Genomic DNA, 18,161 nt, shown 5'->3' with positions numbered 1-18,161 from the left:
CTGGTACATACCTAAAGGGCCGGCCTGGGCATACGACGCCCACCTTGGCCCTCCCGCGGGGAGGATCACCTTCGCACACGCGACTCACAGGAAACAAGAAGTGCGATTGACTCGGCCTCAAAGTCGGTGAATTACACAACAGTTACCGGCGGTATCACTTCACAGCCGGTTCCCATGTTTCTCCGGGCGTCCTCTCATCCGCGCCCCCCAGCATGGGCCGCATGATCGCCATCCAATACGTGGTCGAGGAGGCCGCCGCGGCCGGTCTCGACGACATCCTGATGGTCACCGGCCGTCACAAACGCGCCATCGAGGACCACTTCGACCACGCCTTCGAACTGGAGCAGGCACTGGCGGCCAAGGGCGACACGGTGCGCCTGGACGCCGTACGCGATCCCGCGCGGCTCGCCGACATCCACCACATCCGCCAGGGCGACCCGCTGGGGCTCGGCCACGCCGTGCTGTGCGCCCGCCACCACGTCGGGAACCAGCCGTTCGCGGTCCTCCTCGGCGACGATCTGATCGACGCGCGCGAGACCCTGCTGAGCCGCATGCTGGAGGTCCGCGAGCGGTACGCGGGCAGCGTGGTCGCACTGCTGGAGGTCGACCCGGCGCAGATCCACCTCTACGGCTGCGCGGCGGTGGAGCCGGCCGGCGAGGACGACGTCGTACGGGTGACCGGGCTGGTGGAGAAGCCGGCGCCCGGGACCGCGCCGAGCCGGTACGCGGTCATCGGCCGTTATGTCCTCGACCCGGCCGTGTTCGACGCCCTGGAGCGCACCCCGGCGGGCCGCGGCGGCGAGATCCAGCTGACCGACGCCCTCCAGGACCTCGCCGCGGGCGGCGCCGTGCACGGGGTCGTCTTCCGCGGCCTGCGCTACGACACCGGCGACAAGGCCGACTACCTGCGCACGGTGGTCCGGCCGGCCTGCGCCCGCCCGGACCTCGGCCCCGAATTCACCGGCTGGTTCAAGGAGTTCGTGGCGGACCTGGAGGACGACGACGCCACCGGCAGCCGGGAGGGACGCCGGGCCGCATAGTGCGGCACATGTTCAACAAGAGCGGCACATGCCCGACAAGAGGGGCACATGTTCGACAAGAGGGGCCCTTGACCGAGCAGCCCCTCTCATCCTCGCTGCCGCGCCTAGGCGTTGGGGCGCAGCGTCCAGACGACAGTCATCTCGCCCGTCACGGCGCCGTCCGCGCGCCGGATCTCGATCGCGACCGGGAACTCGGGGCGCTCCCCGGCGTCCAGTTCGGCGACGACCTCGGCGGCCGGACGGCCCAGCGTGGCGGTCGCGGTGACGGCGCCCATCGCCAGCTTCTTGTAGGCGATGTCCGCACGCACGGCGAGCGGCACAGCGCGCGAGAGCTGGTCCCCGAAGGCGGCCAGCACGATGGCCCCGCTGGCCGACTCCCCGAGCGTGAACATCGCACCGGCGTGCGGCCCGCCCACATGGTTGTGATAGGCGCCCTGATCCGGCAGTGACACCACCGCCTGGTCCGGAGTGGTCTCCAGGAACTCCAGGTTCAGCGTCCGGGCCATGGGCACGGTGGCGGCGAGCATCTCGCCGATCGACATCTGGTCTGCGCTCATGGCGCCATGTTACTCACGAGTAGCAGAATCTGACCAGCACGGACCGCCGCTCGCCCGCTGACCGCTTCGACGTATCGCTACGACCCTGAAGAGGGCCGGTGACCGAATCGTGTCCGGGACCGCACTAGGGTTACGGGCCATGTGGCCAGATCAGCAGCCGCCAGGGGGCGCGCAGAACCCGGGGAACTCCGGACAGAACAACCCGCAGCACAATCCGTACCAGCAGCCGGGTTACCAGCAGCCGAACCCGTACCAGCAGCCCGGATACCAGCAGTATCCGCAGGGCGGGCAGTACGGCCAGCAGTCGCAGTGGGGGCAGCCGCAACCGCCCACCATGCCCGTCCCGCAGCCTCCGCAGGGCGGCGGCCGCACCAAGCTGATCGCGATCGTCGCGGCCACGGCGGTCGTGGTCGCCGCCGCCGTGACCGGCTATCTCGTCCTCGGCAAGAAGGGCGGCAAGGACGACCAGGCCGGCGGTGGCAAGGGCGGGCAGCACGCGAGCCAGTCACCGACCTCCCAGTCCACGGCCTCCTCGTCGGCGACCGACGATCCGCGCGGTACCAATACGGAGAAGCCGACCATTCCGGGCTGGAAGGTCGTGGTGAACTCCAAGTGGGGTGTCGCCTACGACGTGCCCGCGGACTGGGAGGTCCAGTCGCCGGGTATCGCCATCGGCTTCGACTTCCCGAAGAGCGAGTCGGACAAGGGCATCACGATGTCGGGCATCGCCGAGTACAAGCCGAAGTGGTGCACCTCCGACGACGACAAGGACGGCCGGACCGAGGACACCGAGCTGGGGGCCGCGGGCGTCAAGGGCGCCAGCGGCGCCAAGGACACGGACCAGATCGCGATCAACACGCCGGCCTGGTGGGTCTACGGCGGCTACACCCAGCCCGACAAGAAGAGCATCTCCTGGGACAAGAAGGCCACGTCCTTCACCACGGCGTCGGGCATCAAGGGCAGCTACGCATGGGCCCAGTCGACCCACACGCCGCAAAAGGGCAAGTGCGTCTCCGACGGCAAGGCGCTCACCTTCGGCTTCCAGAACTCGGTCCACGACTACGTGTCGTTCAACTTCTTCGGGGCCACGGGCGTGCACGACGAGGTGCCCAAGGCCACCGTCCTGAAGGTCCTCAGCACGGTACGGCTGCACGGAACCCCGACGAACCAGTGAGCCGCACGGCCCGCGCAGACCCTCCTGGGCGGGCCGCACCTACTCCCTGCCGGACGCGGGCGGCGACGGCGGGGACGTGGGACTCGTCGCCGGGGCGTGCACCCTGCCGCTGGTGGTGTTCCCGCTCACCGCAGCAGCGTCGGCCCCGGCTGGGTGCTCGCACTCGACGGAGCCGCCCTCGTCGGCGCCCTGCGATCCTGCCTCGACGTCAGTCACATCCCGCGGCGCACACCCGGCGAGGGCATGCCGGCCGATCTCCGCAACGGCCGACGGGAGTCCATCGGCCGCGGGAAACCCCGCCGCCTGCTCCTCGCCGGCACACTCTGCGTCTTCCCCCCGCCGAAGACGCCGTGCCGGAAGAGACATCGGCCACGGCAGGCAGGTTGCGCACCTGCAGTGCGAGAAGGGCGGCCGTGGTCGCCAGGACGATCAAAGCTGCACAGCCGGCCAAGGCTTGGCTGGTGCCCACGGCGGCGCCGATAGGTCCGGCAATCAGCAGTCCGAGCGGGGCGAACGCCAGCGAGCCGAACCCGTGGCGATCAGCCATACGGGAGCTTCGGCGCTGAGCAGAGCGATCGGCACGGCGGCCGGAAAAGTGCACAACACGGCCGTCAGAATGGGACGGTACCCGCACACGGGCGGCTAGTCCCGCGCCGCCACCCCGGACAGCGCCAGGCCCAACAGCAGGGAGCCATTGGTGCCCACCCGCAGCAGCCCGTTGGCCTGTTGCAGACGGTGTGCAGGCACGACCAGTGGCACAAGGCCGTCCATCGCCGGGGCGTACAGGGCAGCACGGAAATGACCCGTGCGCAGACGAGCAGGACGAACTGCCGATCGCGCCACGCTCAGAACCGGCCACTCCGATAAGGGGCTGCAGATGCAGCAGAGACCTCGATGGCGCACTATAGAAGCAAGGAAGATCATTAGCCCTTGCATCTGGTAGGGGCCCCTCCCCACAGGTGAGAGGCGCGCTCCCGCATGAGGGGTCTGGTGAATGATGACAGATGGAACTAAGTGCGCCAACTGCGGAACAGCGATAGCCCCTACTACCGCCTTTTGCCCAGAATGCGGTCACCCACAGAATGCTGCTGCTGAGACCTCTCCCGCGATGGCCACGCTGGGTGCCATGTACGCAGAATACGATTCCCGGAAGCTGACGGTACTCACTGGGTATGTGGCAGCGGCTATAGGTTTCCCCATTGGGTTGCACCGAATTTACGCCGGGAAGCCACTGTGGTGGCTATACCTGATTCTCTTCGTTTTGGGCGCCATCGGAAGCTTTATATTCGTCGGCATCGTGTTCCTTGGCGCTGTATTCATCTGGCTACTCGTAGACCTCGCAATGATGCGCGACTGGATCGAGGAACGCAATCGGGAAATCCGTCACACAGTCTTTGGAAGATGACTCACCGGGCCGCGCCGACATGCCGCGTCGACGGCCAGGCGTCAGCCGATGCCGAACGCCCCGTCGGGCGGCTCGGGTGACGGGACGGCGTCGGCGTCCTCGACGGGCCGGGCGGAACCGGTGAACTCCCTTACGGCCGCACCGTGTTCGACCCGTGCGGGAAACGCATCCGCCGCCGTGCGCCGCGCCAGTGCGGCGATGTCGAGCGGCCGGTGCGAGGCGGCCAGCACCGCGTTGCCGAACCGCCGTCCGCGCAGCACGCCCGGCTCGGCGATGAGCACCAGCTCCGCGAAGTACCGGGCGAACGTGGCCAGTTGGGACCGCAGGAAGGCGAACGGCGCCGCGTCCGCGAGGTTGGCCAGATACACGCCGTCCGACCGCAGGACCCGCTCGGCCTCGCGGGCGTAGGCGAGCGTGGTGAGGTGGGCGGGGACCCGGGACCCGCCGAACACGTCACCGATCAGCACGTCGGCCGAGTCGTCCGGCGCCGTCTCCAGCCAGGCCCGGGCGTCGGCCGCGTGCAGCGTGACGCCCGAGCCCTCCGGCAGCGGCAGCCGCTCGGTGACCAGCTCCAGCAGCCCCCGGTCGGCCTCGACGACGTCCTGCCGGGAGCCGGGCCGGGTGGCCGCCACGTACCGGGGCAGCGTCAGCGCACCCCCGCCCAGGTGCACCACGTCCAGCGCCCGCCCGGCCTCGGCCACGACATCCAGCACATGCCCGAGCCGCCGCGCGTACTCGAACTCCAGATGCGCCGGCTCATCGAGATCGACGTACGACTGCGGCGCCCCGTCGACGGTGAGCAGCCAGGCCCGCGCCCGGTCGACGTCGGGCATCAGCTTGGCGGTGCCGTGATCGGTGGCGCGGGTGACCGGTATGGCTTCGTTCACCCCTCCATTGTGCCTGGTGACAGTGGGCCGTAAGGGGCGCGGGGACCTGCGCGACCAGCCACAACGCGCCGGCAGTCCCCCACGCCCACCCGCCTCACTCCACCGTGGTCACGGTCCCGGCTCCAACGGTCCGCCCACCCTCACGGATGGCGAATCCGAGCCCCGGCTCCAGCGGAACGTCACGCCCCAGCGAGACACTCATCTCCACCGTCTCCCCGGGCCGGGCGACAGCCACCTCGCCGAGGTCGACGTCCCCGACCACGTCCGCCGTACGGATGTAGAACTGCGGCCGGTACCCGGTCGCGACCGGCGTCGTACGACCCCCTTCGCGCCCCGACAGCAGATACACCCGCGCGGAGAACCGCCGGGCCGGCACGACACTCCCCGGAGCCGCCACGACATGCCCCCGCCGGACGGCGTCCCGCGGCACACCCCGCAGCAGCACCGCCACGTTGTCCCCGGCCTGCGCCTCCTGCATCGGCTTGCCGAAGGTCTCGAGGCCGGTGACCACGGTCTCCGTCTCGGCGCCCAGCACCGCCACCCGGTCCCCGAGGCGGAGCGTCCCCCGCTCCACCGCGCCGGTGACGACCGTGCCCCGGCCGGTGATGGTGAGCACGTTCTCCACCGGCAGCAGGAACGGCGCGTCCAGGTACCGCTCCGGCATCGGCACGTACGTGTCCACCGCGTCGAGCAGCGCCTCGACGGACGCCGTCCAGCGCGGGTCGCCCTCCAGCGCCCTGAGCCCCGAGACCCGCACGACCGGTAGGGAGTCGCCCGGGTAACCCTGGGCCGTGAGCAGGTCGCGGACCTCCAGCTCGACGAGGTCGATGAGCTCCTCGTCGTCCGTGCCGTCGGCCTTGTTGAGCGCGACGACGATGTGGTCGACGCCCACCTGCCGGGCGAGCAGCACGTGTTCGGCGGTCTGCGGCATGATCCCGTCGAGCGCGGAGACGACGAGGATCGCCCCGTCGAGCTGCGCGGCGCCGGTGACCATGTTCTTGACGTAGTCGGCGTGGCCCGGCATGTCCACGTGGGCGTAGTGCCGGGTGTCGGTCTCGTACTCGACGTGCGCGATGTTGATGGTGATGCCGCGGGCGGCCTCCTCCGGGGCCCGGTCGATGCGGTCGAACGGCACGAACGTGCCGGTGCCGCGCTCGGCGAGGACCTTGGTGATGGCGGCGGTCAGGGTGGTCTTGCCGTGGTCGACGTGACCCATGGTGCCGATGTTCAGGTGCGGCTTGGTGCGCACGTAGGCGGTTTTGGACATGGCTGTACCTCGAAGCCTCTCAGCCGTGTGAAGAAGTGCGGGACCCCGAGGACTGGCCGACCCTCCCCCTGCGGGGTCCGCCGGACGTTCCGGAGAGGGTCAGCTTCGGGCGCCGTCGACAGCGGCGACGAGGATCAGGACGGCAGCCTTCGGCGCATCCGCGACTGCGGATGCTGCGAGGAGGAAGGCGTACCGGAACATGCCGTCGATCATCGCCGACGGCTTCTGCGGCGTCGAATGGTTTTCGGTTGTGGGCGAGTTGAGGCGGGTGCTCCTCCGGCGTCGGTGATCCAGGCGTCCGTGCCGGCGGCGACCGCTCCGCCACGAATTTCGCGCGACACGAGGCGAGGGCTCTGGAACGCTGCGGGCTTGGTACGAGCCTGAGCTGACGCGGGAGTGGCGATCGATGAGTTTCATCCTGGAAGGACCGGTTCTGGAAGGCGCGCTGGTGCGGCTGGAGCCTCTGGACCACCGTCACGCGGCGGACCTGGCGGTGGCGGCGGAGGAGGACCGCGGCTCGTACCGGTTCACCTGGGTGCCCACGGCGGCCGAGGTCGACCGGTACATCGAGGTCCAGCTCGAGCGTGCCGCCGCCGGGAAGCTCGCCCCGTACGCGCAGGTGGACCGGGCGTCGGGGCGTGCGGTCGGGGCCACGGCCTACTGGGATCCGCGGCTGTGGCCGGCAGGAGACGGGCTGTGCGCGGTCGAGGTCGGGTTCACCTGGCTCGCGGCGTCGGCCCAGGGCTCCGGGGTGAACACCGAGGCCAAGTACTTGTTGTTCCGGCACGCCTTCGAGAACTGGGGGGTGGCACGCCTCGACCTGAAGACCGACGCGCGCAACGGTCGTTCACGGGCCGCGATCGAGAAGTCGGGCGCTCGGTTCGAGGGCGTGCTGCGGAACTGGTCGCGGTCATGGGTGCCGGGCGAGGACGGTCGGCTGCGTGACTCCGCGATCTTCTCGATCACCGCGGCGGAGTGGCCGGAGTGCCGGGAGGGGCTCGAACGCCGGATCGCTCGCGTTCTTGAACGCCGCCGGCCGGCGACCGACGTCTCCGCCCCCGCCTGAGCAGGCCCCGCCCCCAGCGGCACCGGCCGGCTCCCCCTTGCGGGACGGCTCCCTATGATGCCTGGAAGCCGGTTTCTTCTAGGGGGTCACGTGCTCGATGCCACCAACCGCTCTGGGGGCACCGCCACGGCTTCTCCCCGGGCCGCCGCCACGGAGCTCGTCGTACCCGTGGCAGCCCTGCCCCGGGTGGGATTCGCCGCCCGCTGCACGCGCGCGTTCCTGTCCCCCTACGCCCGGCTCTCCCTGCTGCTCACCCTGCTCGCGGGCGCCGGGGCGGGTGTGCTGCTCTTCGAGCCGCAGCGGCTGCTGACCCACGGCTGGCCGCCGCAGCTCGGCGGGGCCGCGGCGGCCGTGGTGTTCGCCGGGGCGTACGGGCTGTGCAGCGTGGCGTTCGTACCGCGGCCCCTGCTGAACCTCGCGGCGGGCGCGCTGTTCGGCTCGCAGCTGGGGCTGGCCACGTCACTGGCGGGCACGGTGCTCGGGGCGGGCGCGGCGTTCGGGCTGGGCCGCCTCCTCGGGCAGGACGCGCTGCGCCCGCTGCTGCGGGGACGCTGGCTGAAGGCGGCCGACGGGCAGCTGAGCCGGCACGGGTTCCGGTCGATGCTGGCGGCCCGGCTCTTCCCGGGCGTGCCGTTCTGGGTGGCGAACTACTGCGCGGCCGTCTCCCGTATGCGCTGGTGGCCGTTTCTGCTGGCCACAGCCGTCGGGTCGGTCCCGAACACCGCCGCCTACGCGGTCGCCGGCGCCCGCGCCTCGACACCGACGTCCCCCGCCTTCCTGATCGCGATGGCCTGCATCGCCGTACCGGCGCTCCTGGGCGCGGTGGTGGCCTGGCGCAAGCGCCATCACCTGCGCGGCCGGTAAGGGTCACACGGGCCGGACGGCCTCGAGGATCATCGCGTTGGCCAGTCCGCCCGCCTCGCACATGGTCTGCAGGGCGTAACGGGCGCCGCGTTCGCGCATGGCGTGGACCAGGGTGGTGGTCAGCCGGGTGCCGCTGGCGCCGAGCGGGTGGCCGAGGGCGATCGCGCCGCCGTGCACATTGACCTTGGCCAGGTCGGCGCCGGTCTCCTGCTGCCAGGCCAGGACCACGCTGGAGAACGCCTCGTTGACCTCGAACAGGTCGATGTCGGACACCTTCAGCCCCGCCTTGTGCAGCACCTTCTCGGTCGCCGGGATCACCCCGGTGAGCATCAGCAGCGGGTCGGAGCCGGTGACGGCGAAGCTGTGCAGGCGGGCCAGCGGGCGCAGGCCGAGGCGGGCCGCGGTCTCGCTGGAGGTGATCAGGACCGCGGAGGCGCCGTCGTTGATGGGGCTGGCGTTGCCCGCGGTGACGTTCCACTCGATCTGCGGGAAGCGCTCGGCGAAGCCGGGGTCGTAGTAGGCGGGCTTGAGGCCGGCGAGGATCTCCGGGGTGCTCCCCGGGCGGACGCACTCGTCGCGGGCGACGCCGTCCAGCGGCGCGATCTCGCTGTCGAACAGGCCCTGGTCCCAGGCCGCGGCTGCCTTGCGGTGCGAGGAGACGGCGAACTCGTCCATCCGCTCCCGCGTGAGGGACCACTTGGCGGCGATCAGCTCCGCGCTGATGCCCTGCGGGACCAGTCCCTCCGGGTAGCGCTCGGCGACGCCGGGCCCGAACGGGTCCTTGCCCTCCGGCACGTTGGACCACATCGGCACCCGGCTCATCGACTCCACACCGCAGGCGATCACGAGGTCGTAGGCGCCGGCGATGACGCCCTGCGCGGCGAAGTGCACGGCCTGCTGCGAGGAGCCGCACTGGCGGTCCACCGTGGTCGCCGGGACCGTCTCGGGGAAGCCGGCGGCGAGGACCGCGTACCGGGTGGTGTTCATGGCCTGCTCGCCGACCTGGTCGACGGTGCCGCCGATGACGTCGTCGATCAGCGCGGGGTCGACGCCGGAGCGCTCGACCAGGGTGCGCAGGGTATGGGCGAGCAGCTGCACGGGGTGGACGTGGGCGAGGGAGCCGTTCGGCTTGCCCTTGCCGATGGGGGTGCGTACGGCTTCGACGATCACTGCGTCGCGCATGGCGGGGCCTCCTTGGCCGCGTGGCTGTCCACAGCGCGCCGGGCGGCGGGCTGTGGCAGCTACCAGTGAGTAGGAAATCCAAACTCACCATAGCGGGCCAGGTTGGAAAATCAAACCCTCCGCTAGACTGGCTCTCATGGCCGCCACGAAAGACCCGCGCCCCTGCTCCATCGCCGACGCCCTCGCGCTGGTCGGCGAGAAGTACTCCCTGCTCGTCCTGCGCGAGGTGTGCCTGGGCAACGGCCGTTTCGATCAGCTCGTGCGCAACATCGGCGCCCCGCGCGACATCCTGGCCGCCCGGCTGCGCCGGCTCGTGGACGCCGGGATCCTGACCAAGCGGGTCTACAGCGAGCGCCCGCAGCGCTTCGAGTACCGGGCCACGCAGGCGGGCCTGGAGCTGGAGCCGGTCCTGATGACACTCAAGGAGTGGGGCGACCGCCACATCCGCAGGGGCGTCGACCTACCCATGGCCGTCGAGCACAGCTGCGGCAACGATCTGGTCCCGGTCATCACGTGCCGGGCCTGCGGCGAGGAGGTCCGCCACGAGGACCTGACGGCCCACCCGCAGGCGCCGGGGTGGACGCGCACCGGACCTACGGCGGCGTGACAGCGCCCCGAAGGGGCGCGGGGCCGTATCGACATGCGGCTCCACCGCGTGGGCGCGAGCGACCACGACGAGGCCGCAGGCGCTCGACGGCCTATCGCGGCACGTGCAGCGGCGTGCCGTACACATCGAGTCGGCCGCACATCCCGAACCGCCCCCGTTCGAAGGGCTGCTCGGCCCGTACGACGGCCCCGGCGAGATGGGCCGCGTCTCCCGCCGCCAGCCGGTCCAGATGCCGGCCGGTGGCCTCGGCCGCCGCCAGCGCACCACTCCTCCAGCGCCGACGCCACTCGGCGACCCGGGGCCGTACGAGCGCGGCGGCGGCCCGGTGGAAGGCGGCCAGCGCCTCGGGGCCAGGAGCGGCCCGCAGGGCTTGGTAGCCCTCCAGGGCCAGGTCACGCCGGGCGCGGGCGATCCGCTCCCGCTCGGCCTCCGGGGCGTCGGCCGGGATCGTCGTCGCGGCAGCGTATGCCTCCGGGTCGGCCAAGTACTGCGGCGGCAGCGTGAGCACCGCGTCCCCGGCCTCCGGCAGCCCGCCGTTCTGCATGAGGACGGTGATGCGCAGATCGTCCTCGTTGACCAGCCGGTGGACCGTGCCCGGCGTGAACCAGGCGACCGTGCCGGGCGCGAGCGGGGTCACCGCGTACCCGGACGCGCCGAGCGTCTGGACCGCGCCCCGGCCGCCGGTGACGACGTACGCCTCCGAACAGGCCAGATGCACATGGGGAGTTCCGCCGCGCACCCCGTCGGCGGCGGGCCAGTCGTACACGCACAGCCGGGACACGGCGACCCCGCCCGGCAGACCCGTGAACTCCCCGGTGCTCACCACGCATGCACCTCCAGGTACTCGACCACGTCCTCCCGCCGCCAGGCGCCATCCGCCACGACGACCCGGTAGCGGCGGCGGAGTGTGTCGCCGGGGGCCAGCTCCAGCTCTGCGAAGAAGGACCAGGAGGGGGCGACGGCGGCGAAGGGCTCGTTACGGACGAACCAGTGCGCGGGGTGGGTCCCACGCGCGCCGGAGTGGTCGTTCTCCGGGGCGTGCGCGAAGACGAGGGTGGCGTGGCCGTCGCCGCCGTCGTGTTCGCCGGAGTACGCGAGCCAGGGCGCCCGGGTGCCCATCAGCGCGGGCCCCTCCCCCACCGGGCCGGTGATCCGCCCCTCCCGGAAGGCGCGCGGTCCGCGCCAGAACAGGCCGGTGTAGCCCGCCAGTTCACGCCCGGCGGTGGTCGGGCTGCCGAAGAGCAGCGGCTCGGCGCGCCGGTTGGTGATCGCGCTGGTCCAGGTGAGCGCCCAGGAGCCGGAGTCCGGGTCGACGTCGTGGACCTCGATCCGCCGCTCCTCCTCGGCCCACAGCTCGCCGTCGTACGGATGCCAGGTCAGCCGCTCGGCGATCAGCGCCCGGCCCCCGGTCGCCGAGACCTCGTCGAACCCGGCGTGCCGCATCGAACCGACCCGCTCGGGCAGTTCCAGATACCCCTGCCCGTGCACATAGGTGTTGCCGCCCCACAGGTTCGCTCCGGACAGGTGGGAGGCGGTCAGGGACAGGCCCTTGTGCCAGCGGTGGTCGTTGGGGCGGTAATCGGTCACGACGGCTCCGGCGAGGGTGCGGACCGGGTGGAGATAGGGCCTGGGCGCCTCCCAGGCGGCTTCGGGGCCGTAGACGTAGGCGAACAGCTCGACGCCGGTGGCCGGTTCGGAGACGGTGATCCGGTCGCCGTGCGCGTGGACCACCCGCAGACCGCCGCTCACGCCGGGGCCTCCCCGGCGGCCACGGGCGCCCAGCCGGGGGCGCCGCCGTGCAGGGCGGTGTAGTAGGGGTCGCCGGGGCCGATCTCGCCGGCGCGGACGGTCGTGTCCGTGAACGCCGACTTGTACAGGGCCGTGATCAGCTCCAGGCTCGTACGCCCGTCCGCGCCGCTGCTGCGCGGCCGCCGGCCCGCCCGCATGCTCGCGACCAGCTCCCGCAGCTGGGCCAGGTGCGAACTGGGCACGTCCGGGCCGAAGTCCCGCCACTCCCGGGCCAGTTCGGCGGGGACGCCGGGGGCCGGGGTGATCCGCCAGTCGTCGTTGGCGTGCCCGTACAGGTGGGTCAGTTCGACGGTGGCGCGCTCGCAGTCGATGCGGATGCGGCTGACCTCGTCGGGGCTCAGCACACTGTTGACGACGGTCGCGAGGGCGCCGCCCTCGAAGCGGACCAGCGCGGTGGAGACGTCCTCCGTCTCGACGTCGTGCACCAGCCGCCCCGCCATGGCCCGGACCTCGCGCCACGGCCCGAGCAGGTCCAGCAGCAGATCCGTCTGGTGGATGCCGTGCCCCATGGCCGGGCCGCCGCCCTCGGAGTGCCAACGGCCCCGCCAGGGCACGGCGTAGTAGGCCGCGTCCCGGTACCAGGTGGTCTGGCAGTGCGCCACCAACGGTCGACCGAGGGCTCCTTCGGCGAGCAGCCGGCGGACGTGGGCGGCGCCCGAGCCGAAGCGGTGCTGGAAGACGATCGCCGCGTACGGGCCGCCGTCGGCACCCTCCGCCGCCTCGATCGCGTCGAAGTCGGCCAGCGAGGGCACCGGCGGCTTCTCGCACCACACCCAGGCCCCGGCGCGCAGCGCGGCCACGGTCTGCGCGCGGTGCAGGGTCGGCGGGGTGCAGACGCCGACCAGGTCGGGCCGCTGTTCGGCCAGCATCCGGTCGAGGTCGGTGTAGGCGTGCGGGATGCCGGCTCCGGCGCAGAACGCGTCGACGGCGTCCTTGTCGAGGTCGACGGCGGCGACGACTTCCGTCTCGCCCTCCCGCGCGAGCCGGTCCAGTGCGGGCAGATGGGAGCCGCGCCCGATGGCGCCGGTGCCGATGACGGCGGCCCGGATGCGCCGGCCGGTGAACGGAGTGGAAGAGCGAGGGGAGTCGGGGGCGTGGGGCGAACGGGGCTCGGGTGGGAGGGGAGAGGGCGGCATGGGCGGGTTCAGCACTCCTCCGGTACGGCGGGCACGCGGGCGAACATCAATGCAGCAAGCGCTTTCTCCTGCGCTGCAACGTAGGCGGCGGCGCCGGGACGGTCAACACCGGGGACCAGCCAGGGCCACCGGCCCCCGTTTCCTCGCCATCACCCGCGCCCGCTACGCTGCCCTGGCCATTTGGTCATCTCTTTACCCGACAGCACGGGATGCCGTACCTCCATGTCTTGGTTTGAATCCCTCGTCCTCGGACTCGTCCAGGGGCTGACCGAGTTCCTGCCCGTCTCCTCCAGCGCGCATCTGCGGCTGACCGCGGCGTTCTCGGGCTGGAAGGACCCGGGAGCGGCCTTCACGGCGATCACACAGATCGGCACGGAGACGGCGGTGCTGATCTACTTCCGCAGGGACATCGGCCGGATCGTCGCGGCCTGGTTCCGGTCGCTGTCCGACAAGGCGATGCGGCGGGACCACGACGCGCAGACCGGCTGGCTGGTGATCGTCGGATCGATCCCCATCGGGGTGCTGGGCGTGACGCTGAAGGACCAGATCGAGGGGCCGTTCCGCGATCTGCGGGTCACCGCCACCATGCTCGTCGTCGTCGGCCTGGTCATCGGCATCGCCGACCGGCTGGCGGCCCGCGACGAGACCGGCGGCCGGCACCGGGCGCCCAAGCAGCGCAAGACGCTGGAGGATCTGGGCGTCAAGGACGGCCTGATCTACGGCCTGTGCCAGGCCTGCGCGCTCATCCCCGGAGTCTCCCGCTCCGGCGCGACCATCAGCGGCGGCCTGTTCATGGGCTACGAGCGGGAGGCCGCGGCCCGTTACTCCTTCCTGCTCGCCGTCCCGGCGGTGCTCGCCTCGGGCGCGTTCGAGGTGAAGGACTCGGTGAGCGAGGGCCAGGTGGCCTGGGGCCCGACCCTGTTCGCGACGGCCGTCGCGTTCGCCTCGGGATACGCGGTCATCGCATGGTTCATGAAGTGGATCTCCCACAAGAGCTTCATGCCGTTCGTCTGGTACCGCCTGGCCCTCGGCATCGTCATCATCGCCCTGGTCGCCGCGGGCGTACTGAGCCCGCACGCGGCGGAGTCGGCGAGCTGAACGCGGCGGCACTCGCGAACCGCGCGTCCGCGGTTCACACGGCTGATCAGCGTGCATGACACAACTGGTCGATGTGCGTGAGGTCGTAGAGCCTTCGTTCGTCGCTGGTCGGGGGACTGCCCGCCGTGGCGCAGAGTGTCCGGGCGATGGACGACGCGGAGGTCGACCAGCGCTGGACCGCGGACGAGGTGGTGACGAGGAAGCCGTCGGCGGACTCGGTGAAGAGGCCGACGCCGCTCGGGCCTTGGACCGCCGCGGTCTGCCGTGGACGGGAACGGTCGCTCAGGTCCCAGATCCTGGCCGGGCCGGGAGAGTCGCCGTTGGTGGTCAGCAGGTGCTTGCCGGAGGCGTCGAAGTCGACCTGCCAGACCGTGCCGCGGTGGCCTTCCAGGGACGGCAGGACCACGGGGTCGACGGGGTGGGTCACGTCCCACAGGTAGGCCCGCTGGTCGTAGGAACCGGCCGCCAGGAAACGGCCGTTGCGGTCGGCGGCCAGGTCGGCCGCGTCCGGGGCGCCTCGCAGACGGGTGATCAGGCGGGGAGCCCGCGGATCGCCGATGTCCCACAACTGCACCTGTGTCTCGCTGCTGCCGACGGCGAGGACGGAGGACGTACCGAGGCGCGCCAGGGAGGTGACGGAGCGTAGCGGCAGGGTGCGGAGGGGGTGTGGCTCGTGGGGGTCGGACACGTCCCACAGGGTGAGGGCGTCGTTGCCATTGGCACCGGTGACCACGGTTCGCCCGTCGGCGCTGAACGCGGCCTCATTGATGGTGTTCCCGACGTGCCCCCGACCCACCCCCATCGGTCGCGGCCGTCCCGGGTCGTGGATGTCCCACAGACAGACGGCCGCCCACGTCGACGGATCCGTCTTCACGGGGTCGCCGGGAGGAAAGGTGGTGAGTGCGACCATGCGGCCGTCCGGGCTGAACGCGGCCCCGGCGAGGGGAAGTCCTGCGCACCGCAAGGGGGTGCCGACCGTGCGCGGCGCCCCGTCGGCGGGGACACGCCACAGCAGCGCGGTGCCGTCCTTGCTCGTGGTGATCACCGAGTCGCGGTGCGGGCCCGGTTCCAGGGCGGTGAGAGCGTCGGTGTGTCCGGCGAGCGGGGGCAGCGGGTGCCAGACGCGGCTGCCCGTCGTGGGGGTCCCGACGCCCAGCGAGGTGCCGTCCGGGCCGAACGCGAGGCCCACGATCGCTCCTGGCTGGCGCAGTTCCAGGCGACGCACGGCGTCCAGGCCGTCCTGCCCGCGGGCCTCCCGGACCTGCCAGACGTCCACCAGGGCATCCCCGTTGCCGAGGGCCAGCGCGCCGCCGTCGGCGCGGAAGGCCAGGTCGGTCACCGTGTGGGGGCCGGCGTCGACGATGCGGGGCGTTCCCGGGCTGCCGTCGTCGGTGACGCGTGCGAGCAGCAGCCGGGCACCCGAGACCTGGTAACTGCCGAGGGCGAGCCGATGTCCGTCGGGGCTGAGCGCGACCCTGTGGAGGTACTCGTTCCGGCCGGTCGGCGGTACGCGGTGCGGTACCGGGCGCACGGGGTTGCCGATGTCCCACACCGTGGCCAGCTCGTCGCCTTCGACCGTCGCCAGGGTGCGGCCATCGCGGCTCAGGGAGAGGTCGAGCACGTGTGCGCCGAGCCGTCGGGTCAGCAGTCGGACGGGGCTCCGCGGGTTCGTGGTGTCCCACAGGGTGAGCCCTCCGTCCCAGTCGCCGATGGCCAGGCGGCTGCCGTCGGTGCTGAACTCCATCGCGGTCACCTTGGCCGTGCCGCGCAGCAGGGTCCGCGGTGGCGCCGGCCGGCGCGGTGCGGAGAGGTCGCACAACTGCACGAGACCGGTGTCCGTGGCCAGCGCCAGCAGGTGCCGTGGATGCACCGCGACCTGTGTGATCACCCCCTTCGGCGTCCGCACGATTCCGGGGTCACGTGGTCGCTGCCACCGGGTGTCCCAGATCTGTACGGTGCCCTCGCCGGTCCCCTCGGCCAGGAGGCGTCCGTCGGGACTGGCGCCCCAGGCCTTCACGACCGTCGGGCCGTCGGAGAGGTACCGCGTGGCGTACGGCGGCGCGGACGAGCCGATCAGCGCGCTGCGGGAGCGTTCGGTGTCGTCGGTGTGATGGGCGGCGACGGCCAGCGTGGCGGCCAGGGCGGGATCCAGCGGCCGTACGGCGTCGGCCTCGGCGCTCAGCCGGGCGGAGGCGGCCTCGGCCGTCTTCCGCAGGGCGTCCTGCGCCCGGTCCACCGCGATACCCACCGCGACGAGGGAAACCAGGGCGAGCGCCGTGAGCGCCGCCATCACCTGTCGCGCGCGCCGCAGGCTCCGGCGCTGCTGCCGGCGGCTCGCGGTCAGGAATTCCCGTTCGAGCGTCCCGGTCGGGCCGGCGTGGACGGTGTACCACTCGTCGGCGGCCGCGAGCCGGGTGCCACCGTACAGATGGCTCGTGTCCCGCCCCGCGGTCTCCCAGGCGGCCGCGTCGTCCATGAGCCGTTGCCGTACGAGGAGTCCGCCGCGTTCGGTGTCGATCCACTCCTTCAGCCGGGGCCAGGCGTGCAGCAGGGCTTCGTGGCTGATCTCCACGTGGTCGGCGTCCGCCGTGAGCAGCCGGGACCGGGTGAACTCCGCCACCACCGCCCCGGCATCGGCATCCGCGGCCAGTTCGCGCCGGTCGGCCCGGCGGCGGGTGTCAGCGGTGTCCTCACCGATACGGACCATGGCCAGGAGTACGGTGCGGGCAGCCTCCCGCTGCTGCCGCCCGAGGCGGGCATAGGCGCGCTCGGCGCTCGCGGCGACCGCACCGCGCACGCCGTCGGTGCGCTCGTACCCGGCGACGGCCAGGACACCGTCGACCCGGTGCTGCCAGGTGGCGCGCAGGGCATGGGACAGCAGCGGCAGCGCACCGGCCTCGCACGCGTGATCGCCCAGGTCCCGCAGCAGCACCTCGGCCAGGCCCGGCTCCAGAGTCAGACCGGCCGCCGCGGCAGGCTCGGTGATCGCCTGCCGGAGCTCGGCGCGGCTCATGGGTCCCAGCGGCAGCGAGCGCGTACGGAGCGCCTCGCGCAGCCCCGGGTGCGCCAGGCAGTGCCCGTAGAAGTCCGCGCGTACCCCGGCCGTCACGGGCAGGCCCGCCCGCGCGAGCCGGCAGAGCTCGTCGGCGAAGGCGTCCCTGTCGGCCTCGTCGCCGCAGAGTGTGAACAACTCCTCGAACTGGTCCACGATCAGCAGTGCGTGGCTGTCCAGCGGCCGGTGCTGCGCACGGGCGCGCAGCTCGGCCACGGGCTCGGCGGTCGGGGTCAGACAGAGTACGGCCGGGGCCCCCGGTGCTCGTCCCGGCAGCGCGCCGCGTGCCACCACCGGGGCCAGCCCGGCCCGCAGCAGGGAGGACTTGCCCACGCCCGACGGCCCGATGAGCATCACGGGATGCTCGGCGGTGCTCCGGTCGCCGAGCAGACACACCAGCTCGGCCAGGGCCCGGTCGCGGCCGAAGAACCATCGGGCATCCTCGGTGCCGAACGGGGCGAGCCCGGGATACGGGCACACGTCCGCCACGGGCCCGACCGCGAGAGCCAGCAACGCGCCGCCCGCGCCCAGGAGTGCGTCGCAGCGGCGGGCGAGGTCCTCGCTCGGCCGCTTCTCTCCGTTCTCGATCCGGCTGATGTGCCCCGGGCTGTAGTGCACGGCCCTGGCGAACACGGCCAGCGACATGCCCGTGCGCCGGCGCAGTCTTCGCAGCTCGCCGCCGAAGGTGATCGGCGCTTCTGGCGCCCCGCGCTCCGACGGTTCGGACCCCATCGCGCCCCCCGACGTCCCTGACGTCCACGACGTCCACGACGTCCGTGGCTTCCTCGGCTTCCTCGGCTTCCTCGGCTTCCTCGGCTTCCTCGGCTTCCTCGGCTTCCTCATGGCGACTGTGCCGTCGCCGCGCTCGGTCGCGGAGGGCTTGCCGGGCCAAACCACTCGAAGGGATTGCCCCAGGTCAAGGGCCGTTGTCCGGTGCCAAGACCGGCCGGCGCCGGACAACCGCTTCCGGCCGGGCCGCCCCCGGCCGACGCTCGGCACGTCAGCTCCCACCGAACC

General features: G+C 72.1%; 16 protein-coding genes and 2 pseudogenes. 9 read left to right on the top strand and 9 right to left on the bottom strand.

Features of this window, described 5'->3' with window-relative positions; translation table 11 throughout:
- Positions 1-221: 221 nt before the first annotated feature.
- On the top strand, positions 222-1,040 hold the full coding sequence (locus ACWC0C_RS16275) for a UTP--glucose-1-phosphate uridylyltransferase (RefSeq protein WP_450864564.1): 819 nt from the start codon (positions 222-224) through the stop codon (positions 1,038-1,040).
- Between the two features lie 104 nt (positions 1,041-1,144).
- Here ACWC0C_RS16275 and ACWC0C_RS16270 read toward each other — a convergent pair whose 3' ends face one another.
- Positions 1,145-1,597 carry a DUF4442 domain-containing protein gene (locus ACWC0C_RS16270; RefSeq protein ID WP_450864563.1) on the bottom strand — a complete coding sequence of 151 codons (453 nt, stop codon included), beginning with the start codon at positions 1,595-1,597 and terminating at the stop codon, positions 1,145-1,147.
- Positions 1,598-1,736: 139 nt separating this feature from the next.
- Between ACWC0C_RS16270 and ACWC0C_RS16265 the strand changes: the two genes are divergently transcribed.
- Complete coding sequence (locus tag ACWC0C_RS16265) at positions 1,737-2,771, top strand: hypothetical protein (RefSeq protein ID WP_450864562.1); 1,035 nt, start codon at positions 1,737-1,739, stop codon at positions 2,769-2,771.
- Between the two features lie 132 nt (positions 2,772-2,903).
- Positions 2,904-3,107, top strand: a pseudogene (locus ACWC0C_RS16260) (hypothetical protein); the annotation flags it as partial.
- 306 nt (positions 3,108-3,413) lie between these two features.
- Here the strand turns inward: ACWC0C_RS16260 and ACWC0C_RS16255 are convergent.
- Entirely contained in the window at positions 3,414-3,542 is a 129-nt protein-coding gene (locus ACWC0C_RS16255) for a hypothetical protein (protein ID WP_450864561.1), read from the bottom strand.
- Positions 3,543-3,765: 223 nt separating this feature from the next.
- On the opposite strand from ACWC0C_RS16255, the pseudogene ACWC0C_RS16250 reads away from it, so the two are divergent.
- Both ACWC0C_RS16250 and ACWC0C_RS16245 read left to right on the top strand, forming a co-directional pair.
- A pseudogene (locus ACWC0C_RS16250) lies at positions 3,766-3,843 on the top strand (zinc-ribbon domain-containing protein); the annotation flags it as partial.
- Positions 3,844-3,897: 54 nt separating this feature from the next.
- Entirely contained in the window at positions 3,898-4,176 is a 279-nt protein-coding gene (locus ACWC0C_RS16245; protein WP_450864689.1) for a hypothetical protein, read from the top strand.
- 41 nt (positions 4,177-4,217) lie between these two features.
- On the opposite strand, the gene ACWC0C_RS16240 is transcribed toward ACWC0C_RS16245, so the two are convergent.
- Together ACWC0C_RS16240 and tuf are read right to left on the bottom strand one after the other, a co-directional pair.
- Positions 4,218-5,063, bottom strand: coding sequence for a spermidine synthase (locus tag ACWC0C_RS16240; RefSeq protein WP_450864560.1), 846 nt, complete (start codon positions 5,061-5,063; stop codon positions 4,218-4,220).
- A 94-nt stretch (positions 5,064-5,157) separates the two neighbouring features.
- Positions 5,158-6,330, bottom strand: coding sequence for an elongation factor Tu (tuf, locus tag ACWC0C_RS16235; RefSeq protein WP_449195387.1), 1,173 nt, complete (start codon positions 6,328-6,330; stop codon positions 5,158-5,160).
- A gap of 406 nt (positions 6,331-6,736) precedes the next feature.
- Here tuf and ACWC0C_RS16230 point away from each other — a divergent pair, with 406 nt between their 5' ends.
- Positions 6,737-7,396: a GNAT family N-acetyltransferase gene (locus tag ACWC0C_RS16230; RefSeq protein ID WP_450864559.1), complete on the top strand. Its 660-nt coding sequence runs from the start codon at positions 6,737-6,739 to the stop codon at positions 7,394-7,396.
- A gap of 90 nt (positions 7,397-7,486) precedes the next feature.
- Complete coding sequence (locus ACWC0C_RS16225; protein WP_450864558.1) at positions 7,487-8,260, top strand: TVP38/TMEM64 family protein; 774 nt, start codon at positions 7,487-7,489, stop codon at positions 8,258-8,260.
- 3 nt (positions 8,261-8,263) lie between these two features.
- On the opposite strand, the gene ACWC0C_RS16220 is transcribed toward ACWC0C_RS16225, so the two are convergent.
- Positions 8,264-9,442 (bottom strand): thiolase family protein, encoded by a 1,179-nt coding sequence (locus ACWC0C_RS16220; RefSeq protein ID WP_450864557.1) that lies wholly within the window; start codon positions 9,440-9,442, stop codon positions 8,264-8,266.
- A 136-nt stretch (positions 9,443-9,578) separates the two neighbouring features.
- Between ACWC0C_RS16220 and ACWC0C_RS16215 the strand changes: the two genes are divergently transcribed.
- Positions 9,579-10,049, top strand: coding sequence for a winged helix-turn-helix transcriptional regulator (locus tag ACWC0C_RS16215; protein ID WP_449195383.1), 471 nt, complete (start codon positions 9,579-9,581; stop codon positions 10,047-10,049).
- Positions 10,050-10,140: 91 nt separating this feature from the next.
- Here ACWC0C_RS16215 and ACWC0C_RS16210 read toward each other — a convergent pair whose 3' ends face one another.
- From ACWC0C_RS16210 to ACWC0C_RS16200, 3 genes are read right to left on the bottom strand one after another with little or no spacing between them, the layout of a single operon-like run.
- Positions 10,141-10,875 (bottom strand): cupin domain-containing protein, encoded by a 735-nt coding sequence (locus ACWC0C_RS16210; protein ID WP_450864556.1) that lies wholly within the window; start codon positions 10,873-10,875, stop codon positions 10,141-10,143.
- Entirely contained in the window at positions 10,869-11,798 is a 930-nt protein-coding gene (locus ACWC0C_RS16205) for a DUF6807 domain-containing protein (protein WP_450864555.1), read from the bottom strand. Before ACWC0C_RS16205 ends, ACWC0C_RS16210 begins: the two co-directional genes overlap by 7 nt.
- Complete coding sequence (locus tag ACWC0C_RS16200; protein ID WP_450864554.1) at positions 11,795-12,994, bottom strand: Gfo/Idh/MocA family protein; 1,200 nt, start codon at positions 12,992-12,994, stop codon at positions 11,795-11,797. The genes ACWC0C_RS16205 and ACWC0C_RS16200 overlap by 4 nt, the downstream gene beginning before the upstream one ends.
- Positions 12,995-13,216: 222 nt before the next feature.
- Between ACWC0C_RS16200 and ACWC0C_RS16195 the strand changes: the two genes are divergently transcribed.
- Positions 13,217-14,092, top strand: a complete 876-nt coding sequence (locus ACWC0C_RS16195) for an undecaprenyl-diphosphate phosphatase (RefSeq protein ID WP_450864553.1) — start codon at positions 13,217-13,219, stop codon at positions 14,090-14,092.
- Positions 14,093-14,138: 46 nt separating this feature from the next.
- On the opposite strand, the gene ACWC0C_RS16190 is transcribed toward ACWC0C_RS16195, so the two are convergent.
- Positions 14,139-17,876 (bottom strand): nSTAND1 domain-containing NTPase, encoded by a 3,738-nt coding sequence (locus ACWC0C_RS16190; RefSeq protein ID WP_450864552.1) that lies wholly within the window; start codon positions 17,874-17,876, stop codon positions 14,139-14,141.
- Between the last annotated feature and the right edge of the window lie 285 nt (positions 17,877-18,161).

The organism is Streptomyces sp. NPDC001709 (assembly GCF_053596375.1).
Note: the sequence above shows the minus strand (reverse complement) of the source record. Positions and strands in the feature narration are given on the sequence as shown.

Coding starts and splice junctions, on each gene's coding strand:
- ACWC0C_RS16275 (WP_450864564.1), top strand. CDS start 222: ATGATCGCCATCCAATACGTGGTCGAGGAGGCCGCCGCGGCCGGTCTC.
- ACWC0C_RS16270 (WP_450864563.1), bottom strand. CDS start 1,597: ATGAGCGCAGACCAGATGTCGATCGGCGAGATGCTCGCCGCCACCGTG.
- ACWC0C_RS16265 (WP_450864562.1), top strand. CDS start 1,737: ATGTGGCCAGATCAGCAGCCGCCAGGGGGCGCGCAGAACCCGGGGAAC.
- ACWC0C_RS16255 (WP_450864561.1), bottom strand. CDS start 3,542: ATGGACGGCCTTGTGCCACTGGTCGTGCCTGCACACCGTCTGCAACAG.
- ACWC0C_RS16245 (WP_450864689.1), top strand. CDS start 3,898: ATGTACGCAGAATACGATTCCCGGAAGCTGACGGTACTCACTGGGTAT.
- tuf (WP_449195387.1), bottom strand. CDS start 6,330: ATGTCCAAAACCGCCTACGTGCGCACCAAGCCGCACCTGAACATCGGC.
- ACWC0C_RS16230 (WP_450864559.1), top strand. CDS start 6,737: ATGAGTTTCATCCTGGAAGGACCGGTTCTGGAAGGCGCGCTGGTGCGG.
- ACWC0C_RS16220 (WP_450864557.1), bottom strand. CDS start 9,442: ATGCGCGACGCAGTGATCGTCGAAGCCGTACGCACCCCCATCGGCAAG.
- ACWC0C_RS16215 (WP_449195383.1), top strand. CDS start 9,579: ATGGCCGCCACGAAAGACCCGCGCCCCTGCTCCATCGCCGACGCCCTC.
- ACWC0C_RS16200 (WP_450864554.1), bottom strand. CDS start 12,994: ATGCCGCCCTCTCCCCTCCCACCCGAGCCCCGTTCGCCCCACGCCCCC.
- ACWC0C_RS16195 (WP_450864553.1), top strand. CDS start 13,217: ATGTCTTGGTTTGAATCCCTCGTCCTCGGACTCGTCCAGGGGCTGACC.
- ACWC0C_RS16190 (WP_450864552.1), bottom strand. CDS start 17,876: ATGGGGTCCGAACCGTCGGAGCGCGGGGCGCCAGAAGCGCCGATCACC.